General features: G+C 64.1%; 18 protein-coding genes. 11 read left to right on the top strand and 7 right to left on the bottom strand.

The window, feature by feature from the left end; genetic code table 11:
• The first annotated feature begins 19 nt into the window (after nucleotides 1–19).
• The gene (locus FIU28_RS22680) at nucleotides 20–1,312 is read left to right on the top strand and encodes a TRAP transporter large permease (protein ID WP_143575362.1); all 1,293 of its coding nucleotides are present in this window, start codon (nucleotides 20–22) and stop codon (nucleotides 1,310–1,312) included.
• A 67-nt stretch (nucleotides 1,313–1,379) separates the two neighbouring features.
• Here the strand turns inward: FIU28_RS22680 and FIU28_RS22675 are convergent, their stop codons facing one another.
• Together FIU28_RS22675 and FIU28_RS26590 are read right to left on the bottom strand one after the other, a co-directional pair.
• A complete protein-coding gene (locus FIU28_RS22675; protein WP_143575361.1) occupies nucleotides 1,380–2,150 on the bottom strand; it encodes a FadR/GntR family transcriptional regulator in 771 nt (256 codons plus the stop codon).
• Nucleotides 2,151–2,273: 123 nt separating this feature from the next.
• Nucleotides 2,274–2,423 (bottom strand): hypothetical protein, encoded by a 150-nt coding sequence (locus FIU28_RS26590; protein ID WP_168203018.1) that lies wholly within the window; start codon nucleotides 2,421–2,423, stop codon nucleotides 2,274–2,276.
• A 254-nt stretch (nucleotides 2,424–2,677) separates the two neighbouring features.
• Between FIU28_RS26590 and FIU28_RS22670 the strand changes: the two genes are divergently transcribed.
• A complete protein-coding gene (locus FIU28_RS22670; protein ID WP_143575360.1) occupies nucleotides 2,678–3,394 on the top strand; it encodes a glycosyltransferase family 25 protein in 717 nt (238 codons plus the stop codon).
• Between the two features lie 7 nt (nucleotides 3,395–3,401).
• Here the strand turns inward: FIU28_RS22670 and FIU28_RS22665 are convergent, their stop codons facing one another.
• The 3 genes from FIU28_RS22665 to FIU28_RS22655 form a co-directional block, all read right to left on the bottom strand.
• Nucleotides 3,402–4,625, bottom strand: coding sequence for an O-antigen ligase family protein (locus FIU28_RS22665; RefSeq protein WP_143575359.1), 1,224 nt, complete (start codon nucleotides 4,623–4,625; stop codon nucleotides 3,402–3,404).
• Nucleotides 4,622–5,497, bottom strand: coding sequence for an amidohydrolase family protein (locus FIU28_RS22660; RefSeq protein ID WP_143575358.1), 876 nt, complete (start codon nucleotides 5,495–5,497; stop codon nucleotides 4,622–4,624). Before FIU28_RS22660 ends, FIU28_RS22665 begins: the two co-directional genes overlap by 4 nt.
• Nucleotides 5,498–5,590: 93 nt before the next feature.
• Nucleotides 5,591–6,361, bottom strand: coding sequence for an IclR family transcriptional regulator domain-containing protein (locus tag FIU28_RS22655; protein ID WP_143575357.1), 771 nt, complete (start codon nucleotides 6,359–6,361; stop codon nucleotides 5,591–5,593).
• Nucleotides 6,362–6,460: 99 nt separating this feature from the next.
• On the opposite strand from FIU28_RS22655, the gene FIU28_RS22650 reads away from it, so the two are divergent.
• The 6 genes from FIU28_RS22650 (at nucleotide 6,461) to FIU28_RS22625 (ending at nucleotide 12,092) form a co-directional block, all read left to right on the top strand.
• Nucleotides 6,461–6,937: a MaoC family dehydratase gene (locus tag FIU28_RS22650; RefSeq protein ID WP_143575356.1), complete on the top strand. Its 477-nt coding sequence runs from the start codon at nucleotides 6,461–6,463 to the stop codon at nucleotides 6,935–6,937.
• 19 nt (nucleotides 6,938–6,956) lie between these two features.
• Entirely contained in the window at nucleotides 6,957–7,397 is a 441-nt protein-coding gene (locus tag FIU28_RS22645; protein WP_143575355.1) for a MaoC family dehydratase, read from the top strand.
• Nucleotides 7,398–7,445: 48 nt separating this feature from the next.
• Nucleotides 7,446–8,417 carry a tripartite tricarboxylate transporter substrate binding protein gene (locus tag FIU28_RS22640; RefSeq protein WP_143575354.1) on the top strand — a complete coding sequence of 324 codons (972 nt, stop codon included), beginning with the start codon at nucleotides 7,446–7,448 and terminating at the stop codon, nucleotides 8,415–8,417.
• A gap of 224 nt (nucleotides 8,418–8,641) precedes the next feature.
• Nucleotides 8,642–8,767: a type B 50S ribosomal protein L36 gene (gene ykgO, locus FIU28_RS22635; RefSeq protein ID WP_143575353.1), complete on the top strand. Its 126-nt coding sequence runs from the start codon at nucleotides 8,642–8,644 to the stop codon at nucleotides 8,765–8,767.
• Between the two features lie 113 nt (nucleotides 8,768–8,880).
• On the top strand, nucleotides 8,881–9,525 hold the full coding sequence (locus FIU28_RS22630; RefSeq protein WP_143575352.1) for a tetratricopeptide repeat protein: 645 nt from the start codon (nucleotides 8,881–8,883) through the stop codon (nucleotides 9,523–9,525).
• A gap of 149 nt (nucleotides 9,526–9,674) precedes the next feature.
• Nucleotides 9,675–12,092 (top strand): mechanosensitive ion channel family protein, encoded by a 2,418-nt coding sequence (locus FIU28_RS22625; RefSeq protein WP_143575351.1) that lies wholly within the window; start codon nucleotides 9,675–9,677, stop codon nucleotides 12,090–12,092.
• A gap of 54 nt (nucleotides 12,093–12,146) precedes the next feature.
• Here the strand turns inward: FIU28_RS22625 and FIU28_RS26585 are convergent, their stop codons facing one another.
• Nucleotides 12,147–12,323 carry a hypothetical protein gene (locus FIU28_RS26585; RefSeq protein WP_168203017.1) on the bottom strand — a complete coding sequence of 59 codons (177 nt, stop codon included), beginning with the start codon at nucleotides 12,321–12,323 and terminating at the stop codon, nucleotides 12,147–12,149.
• Between the two features lie 149 nt (nucleotides 12,324–12,472).
• On the opposite strand from FIU28_RS26585, the gene FIU28_RS22620 reads away from it, so the two are divergent.
• The 3 genes from FIU28_RS22620 to FIU28_RS22610 all read left to right on the top strand — a co-directional run bounded on the left by FIU28_RS22620 (nucleotide 12,473) and on the right by FIU28_RS22610 (nucleotide 14,714).
• Nucleotides 12,473–13,210, top strand: coding sequence for a DUF3750 domain-containing protein (locus tag FIU28_RS22620; RefSeq protein WP_246660776.1), 738 nt, complete (start codon nucleotides 12,473–12,475; stop codon nucleotides 13,208–13,210).
• 72 nt (nucleotides 13,211–13,282) lie between these two features.
• Nucleotides 13,283–14,245: an alpha/beta fold hydrolase gene (locus FIU28_RS22615; protein WP_143575350.1), complete on the top strand. Its 963-nt coding sequence runs from the start codon at nucleotides 13,283–13,285 to the stop codon at nucleotides 14,243–14,245.
• Between the two features lie 40 nt (nucleotides 14,246–14,285).
• Nucleotides 14,286–14,714: an OsmC family protein gene (locus tag FIU28_RS22610; RefSeq protein ID WP_143575349.1), complete on the top strand. Its 429-nt coding sequence runs from the start codon at nucleotides 14,286–14,288 to the stop codon at nucleotides 14,712–14,714.
• A gap of 167 nt (nucleotides 14,715–14,881) precedes the next feature.
• Here FIU28_RS22610 and FIU28_RS22605 read toward each other — a convergent pair whose 3' ends face one another.
• Nucleotides 14,882–15,475, bottom strand: a complete 594-nt coding sequence (locus FIU28_RS22605) for a DUF1036 domain-containing protein (RefSeq protein ID WP_143575348.1) — start codon at nucleotides 15,473–15,475, stop codon at nucleotides 14,882–14,884.
• Between the last annotated feature and the right edge of the window lie 140 nt (nucleotides 15,476–15,615).

Here is a 15,615-nt window from a genome sequence, read left to right as displayed (position 1 = left end):
ACAAGAAAAAGAAAACCACATGGACATCGCCGTTCTGCTGCTCAGTATGTGTCTGTTTTTTGCGGTCGGCATGCCGATCGCCTTCGCGCTGGCGCTATCGGCGCTGGTCGGCGCGCTGTGGATCGATCTGCCGGTGGCGGCGGTGATGCAGCAGCTCTCCAGCGGCGTCGGCAAGGTGTCGATGCTGACGGTGCCGTTCTTCGTGCTGGCTGGCGCCATCATGGCGGAAGGCGGCATGGCGCGGCGGCTGGTCGATTTCGCGGCGGTACTGGTCGGCTTCACACGGATTCGCGGCGGCCTGTCGCAGGTCAACATTCTCGCTACCACCATCATGTCCGGCATCTCCGGCTCGTCGGTGGCCGATACGTCGGCGATCGGATCGGTGATGATCCCGCAGATGGCGGCCAAGGGCTATCCGCGGGTGTTCGCCACCAATGTTACGATCTCCGCCTCGGTGCAGGCGATCCTGGTGCCGCCCTCCCACAATGCGGTGATCTATTCGCTGGCCACCGGCGGCGTGGTCTCGATCACCAGCCTGTTTCTGGCCGGCATCGTGCCGGGCCTCTTGCTAGGCTTCGCCATCATGCTGCTGTGCCTCTACATCGCCTATCGCGACGGCCACCCCAAGGGGGAGCCGGTGCCGATGCGCCAGGCGCTGAAGATGCTCGGCGACGCGACCTGGGGCATCATCACGCTGGTGATTGTGCTGGGCGGCATCCTGACCGGCGTTTTCACGCCGATCGAGGCGGGGGCGGTGGCCTGCGTCTGGGCGTTCTTCGTCACCATGTTCATCTACCGCGACTACAAATGGTCGGAACTGCCGATGCTGACCTATCGCACGCTGCAGACGGTGGCGATGGTGCTGACGCTGGTGGCGACCGCGTCGTGCTTCGGCTATGTCGCGGCCTTGATGCAGATGCCGGCCAAGATGACCGAGTTCTTCGTCGCGATCTCGTCGAACAAATACGTGTTGCTGATGTATCTCAACATCATGCTGCTGGTGCTCGGCACCGCTCTCGACCTTGCACCCTTGTTGCTGATCTGCACGCCGATCCTGCTGCCGGTGGTGAAGAGTTTCGGCATCGACCCCGTGCATTTCGGCATCGTGATGCTGCTCAACCTCGGCATCGGCCTGTTGACGCCGCCGGTCGGCACTACGCTGTTTGTGGGATGTGCCATCGGCAAGGTCTCGGTCGATGAGGTCATGAAGGGCATCTGGCCGTTCTACTGGGCGATGCTCGCGGTCTTGATGCTGGTTACCTATGTCCCGTGGTTCTCGATGGCCCTGCCGCACGCATTCGGGTTTCGCTAAGCGCATGTCGTCCCGGCTCTGCGTTCGCTGCGCAAACTGGTCCGGGACGACAGTGTAAGGGCCTGCGCTAGACGTCGTCCGCCAACCGCCGATACCGCTCCTTGCCGTTCACCAGATGCTTGCGCATCGCGTCGCGGGCCTTGCGCGGATCGCGCGCGGTAATGGCGTCGAGAATCAGCCGGTGTTCGCGTTCGATGCTTTCGAGGTAGCGCTGCTGCAGATCGGCCTTGCCCTCGAAGGTCCGGATGCTTTGCCGCGGAATGATCAGCCCGCCCAGGAATTCCAGGAAGCCGACGAAGCGCGAATTCTGCGTGGCGATGGCGATTGCGAAATGAAAGTCGAAATCCTCCTTCACCGCACGGTCGCCATGGGCGATGGCGCGGCTGAAGGTGGCGGCGGCCTTGGCGATCGCCTTGAGTTGCGCCGCCGTGGCGCGCTCGGCCGCAAGGGCGGCGGCCTCGATCTCGACCGCGGTGCGCAACTCCAGGATCTCGATCACGCTGCTCAGCGATCCGAGCCCGTCCGGGTCGATCGCATAAGGCTGCCGGTTTGCCTCCGCGTTGACGAAGGCGCCGGCGCCCTGCCGGGTGATCACCAAGCCACGGGCGCGCAGCGCCGCAATCGCCTCGCGTACGACGGTACGGCTGACGCCCATCGCCGCCATCATCGCCGCTTCGGTCGGCAGCCGGGCGCCGGGTGCCAACTGGCCTTCGGTGATCTGTGACTTGATGCGCTCGACCACGTCCTCGGTGCGCCGGCGCACCGGATCGAGCGGCCGCAGCAGCGACGTCGAACGGGCGCCCTTGCGCGCTGGTTTGTGGCGTTCTTGTAGGGTCATCGTACAAGTTGGCTAGCATCGCGCCGAAACGCGTGCAAGCACGGACGTCGGCCAAAAGGTCGCGCATCGACCGCGCCTGCCGCGCTGCATTGGCGGCTTCAACCAGTGTTGTTCAGGGAGAGATCAGACCCCGGCGGCGGGCAGGCTGCGCGCGGCGAGGGAAAAGAACGACGACACCAGCCGCCAGGCGCGGCCAAGGCCGGTTTTGGCGCGCAGCTTGTTCGGCGACGGGTTGTTGGGCGTCATGATCGCGTTCCGGTGTTCGATCAGCATTACGAGTGGAACGTCGTGCGCCGCAGCCACCTTGTCGAGGCCTCCACGAAAATAGCGACAGGCGTATCGCGCCTGCTCTGGCGGCGTTGGTGTTGTTCTCTCCGTCGGGCGTTAGGCAGGCGAAACGTTCTCGCCGGCTGGCTTGGAGACAGCCGCGCCCCTGAAGGTCGGCACGCCGACCGGCATTTCCAGACGGGTGTTTTTTGCCTATACCGGCGGCGCAGAGGCGCAGCCGCGCCTCGGGAGACGGTTCGATGCTGCCGGCCTATGTGATCCACGCCAAATCGCTGCCCGAGCGCACCGCTCATATCCAGCGCGAACTCGACCGCGCCGGCATCGCCTTCGAATGGGTGCTGGATTTCGACGCCGACGAGATCACCTCGGATGTTGACCGGGCGTATTTTGCGGAGGGCGCCGATCTCACCTTGCGGCAGAAATCCTGCGCGCTGAAGCACATCGTCGCGATGCAGCGGATCCGCGAGCGCGGCCAGGATCTGGCGCTGGTATTCGAGGACGACGCGCAACTGGTGCCGGATTTTTGCGCGCAACTCGGGCGCGTGCTGGAGGAAGCGCAGAACTGGCCGCGGCCACGCATCCTGCACCTCGGTGCGGCCACCAATTTCTACACGCCAGCGGCGCAATTGCGCCCGGGCCAATTGATCTATGAGGGCAACCGCGTCCGCAACATGGAGGCCTATGTTCTCGGCGCGGTCGAGGCAGAAGCGCGGCTCGACTGGATCTCGCGGCATCCGATGCATGAGCCGATCGACATCGCCTTCAACACCGCCGATCCCGCGCTGGGCATCCCGTTCCTGTGGCCGGAGCCGCCGCTGGCCGAGCAGGGCAGCCTCAACGGCGCGTTCAAGAGTTCGCTCGACCGCAAGGGTCACGGCCAGACCCGGCTGCGCGTGCAATTCGCCGTGCAGAAATTTCGAAGGCGCTATTTGAAGCGCTGGCTAAAGCTGAAGTAGCTAAGGCCTACAGCTTCTTTTCATTCGCGATCACCATCGCGCCGAGCAATCCCACCGCGAGGCAATACAGCATGCCTTGCGTCACCGCCGAGATGTGGCTGTTGAACAACCCGCCGATCACGTTCTGCAGCACGATTGCCTGGCCGAACACGCTGGCCATGTCGCGAGCCAGGAACAGCCGCGCATGCGCGATCCACATCGCCCAGAGCAGCGCGCCGCCGATCAGGCCGAGCTGTAGCACGACGTGCAGCGTCTGATTATGCGGATCGGGCGTGGCCTCGCCATAGGGTGAGGGCCGGGTCGCTTCCAGGCTTTGGTAGAGCGGCTTAATGCTGCCGGTGCCGTGGCCGAGCAGGGGGGCCGCCTTCACGAAATCGACGGCCTTGCGCCAGAAATCCAGCCGCGCGCCGGTCGATACGGTTTCGCCGCCGCCGACCGTGCCCTGGCTGGCGCTGATATCGGTGCCGATCTCTGCCAGCCGGCGTTGCGCCGGCGCCGAAGCCAGGAGCGCCACCGCGACCACGATCACCGCCGGCATCCCGACCAGCATCATGCGTTTCCAGCCGCCGATATGGAGCAGGAACAGGCCGAGCAGCGCCGCGGCCATGATCGCGCCGGTCTTCGACAGATAGATCAGGAACACGTCGGCCAGGAACAGCAGCGCCAGTGCGCCCATCGCAACAGCGCGGCGGCGATCGATGCCCCAGATCCGCAACGCGCCGAAGGCCAACCCGAAGGCGCACAGCGCAAAGCAGCCGCTCTGCACCGCATTGTCCTTGACCGGTACGCCGGGCGCCTTGAACCAGGTCCACGGCCCGGTCGGCCACAGGAACGACGCCCATGACAGGGCCAGCAGGATCAGGCAGGCAGCGAGAAAACCGTAGCCGATCTGCAGCGCCTGTCTTCGCGTGATGGCGGTGGCCATCACCAGCGGGATCAGCAACAGCTTGGCATAGGGGCCGATCCACTTGGCCGCGAGGCCGAATGTCGGCTGCACCGACCACAGCGTGCCGAGCGCGATCAGCGCGAACAGGGCCACCGGCAGCCAGGCCGCCGGCATCCGCAACGTCGCCTCGAAGCGCGCGCGGTCGAGCGTCACTATCGCCAGCACCGCGAAGATCGACACCGCGATCGCCTGCGCGCTGGTCGATAGCGGCAGCGCGAAGGCGGTCGCGATCGCCGCATAGTGCCGGGCGTCCGCCAGCCTGCCCGACAACTCTTTTTTCGTCATATTCCGAGCAGCTTCCGTGCGTTGTTCTTCAGGACCTTCGGCCGGATCTCGTCGCGGATGTCGAGCTTGGCGAAATCGGCCATCCAGCGGTCCGGCATGATCACGGGCCAGTCCGAGCCGAACAGCATCTTGTCCTGCAGGATTGAGTTGATATAGCGCACCAGGATCGGCGGGAAGTATTTCGGCGACCAGCCTGACAGGTCGATATAGACGTTCGGCTTGTGGGTGGCGACCGACAGCGCCTCTTCCTGCCAGGGGAAGGAGGGGTGCGCGAGAATGATCTTCATGTCGGGAAAATCCACCGCGACATCGTCGACATACATCGGGTTGGAGTATTTCAGCCGCATCCCCATGCCGCCCGGCATGCCGGAGCCGACGCCGGTCTGGCCGGTATGGAACAAAGCGATAGCGCCGCCTTCCTGGATCGCCTCGTAGAGCGGATAGGCCAGGCGGTCGTTGGGATAAAAGCCCTGCATGGTCGGGTGGAATTTGAAGCCCTTGATGCCGTAATCGGCAATCAGGCGGCGCGCCTCGCGGACGCCGAGCTTGCCCTTGTGCGGATCGATCGAGGCGAACGGGATCAGCACGTCGGCGTTCTGGCGTGTCAGCTCGATCATCTCGTCATTGCTGTAGCGGCGGAAGCCGGTCTCGCGCTCGGCATCGACCGGAAAGATCACCGCGGCGATCTTGCGCTCGCGGTAATAGGCCGCGGTCTCCGGCACGGTCGGCGGGTGCTTGTGCGGCGACTTGAAATATTCCGCCATCTTGGCCTGGAAGTCGTCATAGCCGTCGTCGCCATGGCAGCCGCACGGCTCCTCGGCATGGGTATGAATATCGATGGCGACCAGTTCGTCCGGATCGATCAGCTTCATGCCGGCAACTCCCTCGGCCTGCACATTCATCTCGCAGGCCTGTCGCCTTAACAAAAAGGCCTGCGCATTAAAAGCCGTGTCGCGCCGTAGCGTTCATCCGGCCGGCGAGGTTTGGGTGCGGATATCCTGGGCCGTACGCCGCAGTGCGACCAGAAATTTCGCTTTGGCCGCGGCCTCGTCGATGGTGCCCGAGATCGTATTGATGCTGATCGCCGCGACCACCTTGCCGGCGTGGTCGCGTACCGGAACGGCGATGCCGCAGATCGCGGGATCGAGTTCGCCATCGACCCAAGCGTAGCCCTGCTCGTCCGTCAGCTGCAATTGTTCGGCAAGCGCATCGGCATCGATGACGGTGCGCGGGGTCACCTTTTTCAACTCGGCTGTGGCCAGATAATGCGCGCGCGGCTCTGCCGGCAGCGCTGCCAGCAACACGCGGCCGAGCGACACCAGATGCGCCGGCAGCCGGCTGCCGACGCCGAGATTGGCCGACAGGATCCGCCGCGCCGGCAGCCGCAGCGCATAGACGATCTCGGTTTCGTCGAGCACCGCCAGCGCGCAGGATTCGCCAATCTCGTTGCGCAGACCCTCCAGCGCGCGCTGCGCATAGCCCCAATAGGGCAGGGCGTTCAGATAGGACAGGCCCAGCCCGAGCGCCCGGGGTCGCAGGCTGAAGTAGCGTCCGTCGGCCTCGCAGTATTTCAACGCCACCAGCGTCGTCAGCATCCGCCTGGCCGTGGCGCGGCTGAGCTCCGCAACGCGGGCAACCTCGGACAGCGTATGTCGCCCCGGCGGCAGGCCGAGCGCTTCCACAACGGCAAAGCCGCGGGCAATCGACCGTACGAAGCCGTCGCTCTCCTTGACCATGAAGTTTCTCCCGGGCTTGCCAGTGGCAAAAATCCCGCTCTATAATGTTCACAAGGCGGCTATAAAGTTCGCCTAGCGAACAATATTGGAGAGGGCGCCATGGCGCAAGCGAAAGCTTTCGAGACCGATTTCTGGAAGGACGCCAATCTACGCAAGGTCTGGGACGACATCGTCCCGGGCGAGCCGCGCAAGACGCTTCCCTATGTCCTGACCCGGGAAGCCATCGAACTGTACTGCCGCTCGGTCGGCGAGACCCACCCGCTGTATTTCGACGAGGCCTATGCCAGGACGACGCCGTTCGGCGGCCTGATTGCGCCGCCGTCGATTCACATCCTGCTGATGTTTTCCTGTACGCCGGCCGACGACTGGATGCGTACCCCCGGCACCGTGAATGCCGGCCAGTCGTGGAGCTACAACAAGCCGGCGCGGCCGGGCGATACCATCACCCTGCAGGCCCGTGCGCTCGACAAGTTCATCAAGCGCGAGCGGCTGTTCGTCGTCCATGACAACGTGTTCTTCAACCAGCACGGCGACGTCATCTGTTCCGGCCGCGGCCACACCATCCGGCCGATGTGAGAAAGAAAAGGATTTGAACATGACGATGACATTCGACTCGCTGTCCATCGGCGATACCATCGACGGCCCGGCCTTTCCGGTTTCACGGGAATCGATCCGGTTGTTCTGCGACGGATCGCTCGACTACAATCCGCTGCATCTCGACGACGACTACATGAAGAACAATTTCGGCAAGACCAATTTTGGCGGCATTATCATGCATGGCATGAACAATTTCGGCCTGATCACCCGCATGATCACCGACTGGGCCTATCCCGCCGGGGCGGTGCACCGCAGGCTGGAAACGCGCTGGGTCAAGCCGGTGAAGCCGGGCGACACCATCCAGCCCGTTGGTATCATCAAGGCCAAGCAGAGCACCGAGCGCTCGCGCTGGGTGCTGATCGATGTGCTGGTTCGCAACCATAACGACGAAAAAGTAGCCATCGGTGAGGCGATGGTTGAGTTTCCGCTGACGGCCTAATGGTAGTTGCGACCTAAGTCGCGCACCTCAAAAAAGACAGGGATCGAAATGGAGAAGCTCGCAGGGCTGGCGTTTTCGTGTCTATTGCTCGCGTGCGGCGGCGTCGCCGGCGCACGGGCGCAGGGTGTTCCGGCCGGACAGGTCCGGATCATTGTGCCGTTTCCGGCCGGCGGCACCACCGACATCCTGGCGCGCTTCGTCGGCCAGTATCTCGGCGACAAGCTCGGCGTCATAGCCGTCATCGAGAACCGGGCCGGCGCTTCGGGCACGATCGGCTCCGAGGCGGTGGCGAAATCGCCGGCCGACGGCAGCGTGCTGTTACTCACGGCGACGCATCACGTCATCAACCCCAGCCTGCGCCGCAATCTGCCCTATGATACGCAAAAAGACTTCTCGCCGATTGCGGTGGTCGCCACAGCGCCCAACGCACTGGTGGTGTCGAAGGATTTTCCAGCGCGCAGCGTCGCCGAATTGATCGCGATGGCGAAGCGCGAACCGGGCAAGCTGTCGTTCGGCTCCAGCGGCATTGGCGGCGCCAATCACCTGTCCGGCGAATTGTTCAAGCAGATGGCCGACATCAAGATCGAGCACATTCCCTACAAGGGGGCGGCGCCAGCGATGAATGACCTGATCGGCGGGCACATTCCCATCATGTTCGACACCCTGCCGACCGTGCTGCCCGCTGCGGAAGGCGGCACCATTCGGGTACTGGCGGTGACCAGCCTGCAGCGCGCGGCCGCATTGCCCGATGTGCCGACCTTGGACGAGGCGGGCGTGAAGGGCTTTGAGGCCACCGCCTGGTTCGGGCTCTATATGCCCAGGGCGGAGGGCAATCCGGCCTATCTCAGACTGGTGCGGGCGATGCAAGAAATTCTGGTGACGCCGGCGATCCGAGAGAAATTCGCGACTCAAGGTGTCGAGCCCGGCAAGTTGACCGGAACCGAGTTTGCCGGCTTCGTCGATTCGGAGATTAAAAAGTGGAACGCGGTGGCACGTGCCGCCAATGTCCCCCAAGAATGACCTTCCCGACGCAGAGCCACGACCGCAGTAATTTGCGTCCCACGCGAAATGGCGCCGGATATAGCCGCTCTGGCGGTCCGACGCCTCTGCTTCGGATTGACAATTGACCCTGCAATGGCCTAGAAACCGCGCGTCCCGGGCGGCTTGCCGTCGTCGGGGCTGATCCCATTTTGCACACTTTCGGCCTGTCGCGTACGGCCTTTCAAGAATTCAGGACCAGACCCATGAAAGTCCGTAACTCGCTGAAGTCGCTCCGCGCCCGTCATCGCGACAACGTTCTGGTCCGTCGCAAGGGCCGCGTCTACGTGATCAACAAGGTGCAGCGTCGTTTCAAGGCCCGCCAGGGTTGATCCGCGACTGATTCCGCGCTGATCGGCTCTCGATCGCGCGAAATACTCCGATATCACGGCTGTGTGACGCGCTGCTGCTTTGCAGCGCGTTTTTTCGCGTCTACACTTTGCGGATGGCACCTCGAGTCCTGACCGTCGTTTTTGAAATTCTGCTCACCGCGCTGCTTGCTGCTGCGCCCGTCCAGGCACAGATCCGCGAGCGCAGCGTGCCGCCGCCCGATTCGCAGAAAAAGCTGCCCGAACCGCCCGCCAAGCTGCCCAAAGTCGGCGCCGACAAGACCCGCGGGCTGGATTTCCTGTTTGGCGCGCTGAAAGTGGCGCCGGATGACGCCAGCGCCAGGCATGTCGAGGCCCGGATCTGGGCGCAGTGGAGCCAGACCTCCAGCGACACCACCGCTTTGCTGATGTCCCGCGCCAAGACCGCGATGGAGGCCAAGCAGGTCGATGTCGCGCTGAAGCTCTTGACCGCCGTGGTCAAACTCCGCCCGGATTACATCGAGGGCTGGAACCGCCGCGCCACGATCTATTATCTGCAGAACGACTACACCCAATCCCTGCAGGACATCGAGCAGGTGCTGGTACGCGAACCCAGGCATTTCGGGGCGCTGGCCGGGCTCGGCATGATCATGCAGGAACTCGGCGACGATAAGCGCGCGCTGGACGCGTTCCGCAAGGCGCTGGCCGTCAATCCGCGGCTGGAAAAAGTGCCGGAACTGGTCAAGACCCTTACCGAAAAGGTCGAAGGCCGCGATATTTGAGGCTTCGACCATTTGGTCGGTATCCCGATAGTCGTTTCGGGGCATCCAAATCTATCCCGCATTGCAATAAAAACGACCTCGGACGCTCGGACCGGCAAACTTCTGACACGCAAGGCTGGGAAACAGCCTGGTGATCTGGAAGGGATTTCATGCTGCTCAAAGCCGTCTCCATCGTCGTGTTCGCCTGCCTGTTGTCGATAGCTCCGGTTTCTGCCCAGCAGGCGGCGCCTGCCGCCAAAGCCGCCGCTCCCGCAGCATCGACGTTGACGCCGGAGCAGGCCAGCCGGGCGCTGGAGACGCTGCAGGACGACGGCAAGCGCAACCAGATGATCGAGACGCTGCGCGCCATCGCGCAGACGGCGCCGGGTGCCAAGGCTTCGGGTGCCAAGGCTTCGGATGCCAAGCCTGCCGATGCCAAGCCTGCGGACAGCAACGAAGCCAAACCCGAAGCCAAGCCGGCGATCCCCTTGGCCGACGACAGCCTGGTCGCCCAGTTGCTGCTGACGGTGTCGCAACAGATCACGGAAACCGGTCGCGACATTGCGGATGCCGTTCGCTCGGTCGTGCGCTTCCCGGTGCTGTGGCACTGGCTGCAGCGCACCGCGGAGGATCCTGCTACTTATAATCTCCTGATCGATATCGCCTGGAAGCTGGCGCTGATCTTCGGCGTGGCACTCGCGCTCGAGTGGCTGGGGCATCGCCTGCTGCAACGGCCGCTGGCCGCGCTGGAGCGGCGTATTCCTTATTCCGCCCGCGCGCCTGCGCGGGTAATCGAGCGGATCGATCCGCCATCCTCCACCGCCGACCTTTCCGAGGTGCCTGATCTGCACCGTCGCCATCGCAGCCTGACCCGGGCATGGCAATCGCTGGTGCGGCTGCCCTTTGTGCTCGGGCGCCTGCTGCTCGAATTGCTGCCTGTGGTGGTGTTTGCCGGTACTTCCACGCTGATCCTCGGCACCGAGATTGGCGACGCCGGCGTAACGCGTCTGGCGATCCTGGCGATCGTCAACGCCTATGTGTTCGCCCGTGTGTTCGTCTGCATGGTCCGCGCCCTGTTCGGCCCGCTCAGCCTGTTCACGATGCGCGAGGAGACCGCGGCCTATATCGAGATCTGGACGCGCCGCATCGTCGCGCTCGGCGTCACCGGCATCGCTTTTGCCAATGTCGCGCTGCTGCTCGGCCTGTACCGCGGCGGCTATCTGGCGATCATCCGGCTGGTGATGCTGGCGGTGCATCTGCTGGTGGTCGTCGTCATCCTGCAATGCCGCCGCCCTGTCGCCAAGGCGATCCGCGCGCCATCGGGGGCGACCGGCATTCCCAGCCTGATCCGCAATCGCTTCGCCAGCCTGTGGCACGTGCTGGCGATCGCCGTGGTGATGGCGCTGTGGGCCGTATGGGCGCTGAGCATTCGAAACGGCTATGCGCTGATGCTGCAGTATTTCGTCGGCACCATTGTCGTGGCGCTGCTGACGCGGCTGGCCTCGATGGTCGTGCTCAGCCTGATCGACCGTGGTTTCCGCATCAAGCCGGACATCCTGCAGCGCTTTCCGGGACTGGAGACGCGGGCCAACCGCTATTTGCCGCTGCTGCGCCGTGTCGTCGGCATCGTCATCGGCGTAGTCGGCTTCATCGCGTTGCTTGAGGTCTGGGGCGTCAATGCGCTGGTGTGGTTCTACGGCGGACAGATCGGCGGTCGCGTCGTCTCCGCGGTGGCCACGGTCGGCATTGCAGCATTGGTGGCGGCCGCGATCTGGGAAGGCAGTAATGCGCTGATGGACCGGCAACTCACTTTGCTGACGCGGAATTCGCATTTCGCCCGCGCGGCCCGGCTGCGGACCTTTCAGCCGATGCTGCGAACGACGCTGCTCTGCGTAATCCTGGCGGTCGTCGCCCTGACGGCGCTGAGTGAGATCGGCGTCAACGTGGCACCATTACTGGCCGGCGCCGGCATTCTCGGTATCGCGATCGGCTTCGGTTCGCAGAAACTGGTGCAGGACGTCATCACCGGGCTGTTCCTGTTGCTGGAGAACACCGTGCAGGTCGGCGACACCGTCACCGTGTCCGGCCTCTCCGGCGTGGTCGAGAATGTTTCGATCCGCACCATCCGGCTGCGCGCCGGCGATGGCGCCGTGCACATCATTCCGTTCAGCGCGGTGACGACCATCACCAATGCCAGCCGTGGCGCCGGCAATGCCGCCGTCAGCGTCAACGTGGCCTACAAGGAAGATACCGACCGCGCCGGCCAGATACTCAAGGACATCGCGCTGCAGATGCGCCGTGAATCCGAGTTCAAGCCGCTGATGCGCAGCGACCTGGAATTGTGGGGTGTCGACAAGGTCGATGGCGCCATGGCGACGCTGGTCGGCCAGATCCGCTGCACGGATTCCGGGCGCTGGTCGGTGCAACGTGAGTTCAATCGCCGCATGAAACAAACATTCCAGGAAGCCGGAATCCAGATTGCAACCCCCGGCCAGACCATCCTGATGCAGGTTCCGTCACCGTCGGACGACATCGACGCCGCCCCCGAAGCGACGCCAGCACGCCAGCTGGCGGGACGGGCGGGTTGAACGATCACCCGCCGCCTTCCTGAAGCGGCATTACTGCCGCTCCTTACAGTTGGCTCAGTGCAACGCCGAATTTCCGGGATGCGCCGAGCCGTGCGCGGCGCGCGCATACATCTGCTGCAGTTGGGCTTCGAGCTGCTCGTTGACGATCAGAAGTGCCTTCAGCGCGCCGCGCAGATCTCCATCGCAGCTGGCGATAATGTGATCGATAGCGGCCTCGGTCGGTTCGGACATGGAAGTGCTCCGGTTGCTCGTCGTTTCGCTAACTTCGAAGCAGCGTAGCTGTTCCGGACGGCGATGAATGGCGCTGCATTCAGCGCGCCAGATGGCGCAGCCGCAAATCGCGCCTATATCAGCCCGATCAATCCATACGGACTGCTTCGGTGAGAAAATTCGTGATTGTACTGCTGGCTCTGCTTGTCATTCCGCTCGGCGTGTCGGCGGCAAAATATTATTGGTTCGGCGACCGCTCGGTGAACTGGCAGAGCGCCGACCGTTCCAGCGCGGGGCTGCTGCCGCAACCATCGGCCCATCCGGAGGCGCTGGTCCGTGTCTTTGCCGCCCGCACGGTGCGCTGGCGCGGCATCTTTGCTGTGCACAGCTGGATCGTATTCAAGGAAAAGGGCGCGTCGCGCTACACCCGCTATGACTACACGGCCTGGGGCGAGCCGATCCGCGTCAACGGCTTTGCCGCCGACGGCCGCTGGTTCGGCGACGAACCGATGGCGATTGCTGCGGCCGAGGGCGATGCCGCAGCCGCCATGATTCCGAAGATACAGGCGGCGATCGCCCAGTATTCCTGGCGGGCCTACGGCGACTATCGCGCGTGGCCGGGGCCGAATTCCAACACCTTCGTTGCCGCGGTGATCGCCGCCGTGCCGGAATTGCGTGTCAGCCTGCCGCCGACTGCGATCGGCAAGGACTATCCGTGGAACGGCGAGGCGTTCGGCTGGACCCCGTCGGGCACCGGCGTGCGGGCGACGCTGGGCGGCTATCTCGGCCTCACGGTCGGCTGGGTGGAAGGGCTGGAGCTCAATCTCCTTGGCGCGGTATTCGGCCTCGATCTTCGACGCCCGGCGATCAAGCTGCCGGGCATCGGCCGACTCGGTCTCAGCGCATGAGCGGCGGCAGACGAAACCCAATCAGCTCTGCGGCGTAGTTGAGGGGTGCGCAAACTCCCCCGGAAAACTCTCATGATCACTCTGACTGTGGTGGCCACGCTGGCCGTGCTGGCGCTGGTCACGCAGGCCGGCGTCTATTTTTTCGAACGCAAATATCCGGCGCAGGGCCGCTTTGTCGATGTGGCGGGCGGACGGCTGCATGCCGTCGAGATCGGCCCGCAAGACGCGAAGGGGCCGCCGATCGTGCTGATCCACGGCGCCACCTCCAGCCTGGAAACGATGCGGCTGCCGCTCGGCAACCGACTTGCGAAGGACCACCGCGTGATCCTGATCGACCGGCCCGGTTTCGGCTGGAGCACGCGTGACGAACTCAGCAACTCATCGCCCGCGATGCAGGCCAGAATGATCGATGAAGCGCTCGGCAAGATCGGCGTCGATCGCGCCATCGTCGTGGTGCACTCGCTGGCCGGCGCGCTCGGAGCGCTGCTCGCGCTGGATCATCCGCATCGCATCGAGGGCCTGGTGATGCTGGCCGGGGTAACGTACCCGTGGCCGGGCGGCGTCGGCACCTACAACGAGGTGGTTACCACGAAAGTGATCGGACCGCTGCTCGCTAGCACGATCACGCTGCCGCTCGGTTATTTCATGACCGATATCGGTGGCCGGGCCGTGTTTGCGCCGCAGATCATGCCCGCGAACTATATCGAGAACACAGCGACGCCTCTGGTGCTGCGACCCCGCAATTTTCTCGCCAATGCCTGGGATCTGGTGAGGCTGAAACCGGCGGTCGCCGAGCAAGCCCCGCGCTACCGTGACATCCGGGTGCCGACCGTCATTATCGCCGGATCCGCGGACACGATCGTTTCGACCGACATCCATTCCCGGCGGTTTGCCGCTGCCGTTCCGGGTGCGAAACTGATCGTGCTGCCGAACGTTGGGCATATGGTGCAGGACGCCGCTCCGGATCTGATCTGCCGTGAGATCGAAAGTATGATTTCGGCGGCTGACATAAAACCGAAGGCGGCGACGCGCTAGCGTTATCCCGATCGAACCGCAACCACATCAGGAGATTTGCATGAGCACGACTTTCGGATCGGCCAAATGGAAGGGCGGCATCAAGGATGGCGTCGGATCAATCTCGACCAAGAGCGGCGCGCTGGCGGATTATCCCTACGGCTTTGCCAGCCGGTTCGAGGGCAAGCCCGGCTCCAATCCGGAGGAACTGATCGGTGCGGCCCACGCTGCCTGTTTCACGATGGCGCTGTCGCTGATCCTCGGCGAAGCCAAGCTCACGGCGGAGTCGATGGAGACCAAGGCCGACGTGACGCTCGAAAAAGACGGCGAAGGTTATGCCATCAAAAAGGTGCACCTGACGCTGTCCGCCAAGGTGCCCGGCGCCGATCAGGCCAAGTTCGACGAACTGGCGATGATGGCCAAGGCGGGCTGTCCGGTGTCGAAGCTGCTGAAGGCGGATATTACGCTGGATGCGAAGCTGGTGAGCTGAGGCAGTAGCCAAACACTTCGTTGTCACCCGCGCAGGCGGGTGATCCAGTAATCGACGCTGTCCAGGCTTTGTCACCGGCCGCGCCTGTTACTGGATCGCCCGGTCAAGCCGGGCGACGACAGTGAGTTTGTGGCGGTGCCGCGCTACGGCACTGCCGTTCTGCGGCTCTACGGCTTGGCCCCCGGCGTTGCCGGCGGCAACGCGGTGCCCGGCGGGCCGCCCGGCGCATTGGGCACGCCGGGAAAACCCTGGCCGGGCGGCCCGACCGGTCCGGGCACGCCGGGCAGCCGCGGCGGCTGCTTCTCATTGGTCTCGGTCAACTGCACGGTCCAGGCGCGCTGTTCGCCGGTATCGACCTCGAAGAAGCCGGTGCGGTCGAATCCGCGCGCCAGGCAGTTTTCGGTGCCCTTGATGGTAAATTCCTTGTCACGCGAGCACATGAACGCCTGGCCCGACCATTCGCCGCCGCGGTCATAGTCCAGCGCGTAGATGTAATAGAACCGCGCCACCAGCGTGCCGCGCAGCAGCGTCTCGCAGGCCCGCGAGGACACGTTCCACCAGCCCTCGGTGGTCCAGCCCTCGGCGTCCTTATAGCCAAGCGCGATGCCGACCCGGCTCGACGTGTTGTTGCAGAGCCGGAAGTCCGCCGCGGCGGGGCTGCTCCACAGGCCCATCCAGGCGAGCGCAAGCGCCGGCAGCAGGCCGGCGATCAGGCTGCGTCTCGACACGGGGCGGCGGTACTCAAAATCTGCAATGGTCATTGGTCGACGCTATATCACTTCATTGCCGATTTCGCTTCACCCCGTCGCAACTGTCAACGGTGGTAGAACCCGATGGTGATGGTCGCGTCATGCCCTGACATCTGGCAAATTCTGTGGCCGCGCCCACCTTAGACCGATAG

Source organism: Tardiphaga sp. vice154 (assembly GCF_007018645.1).
In the GTDB taxonomy this organism is placed as follows: Bacteria; Pseudomonadota; Alphaproteobacteria; order Rhizobiales; family Xanthobacteraceae; genus Tardiphaga.
This window is presented reverse-complemented; position numbering and strand designations above follow the sequence as displayed.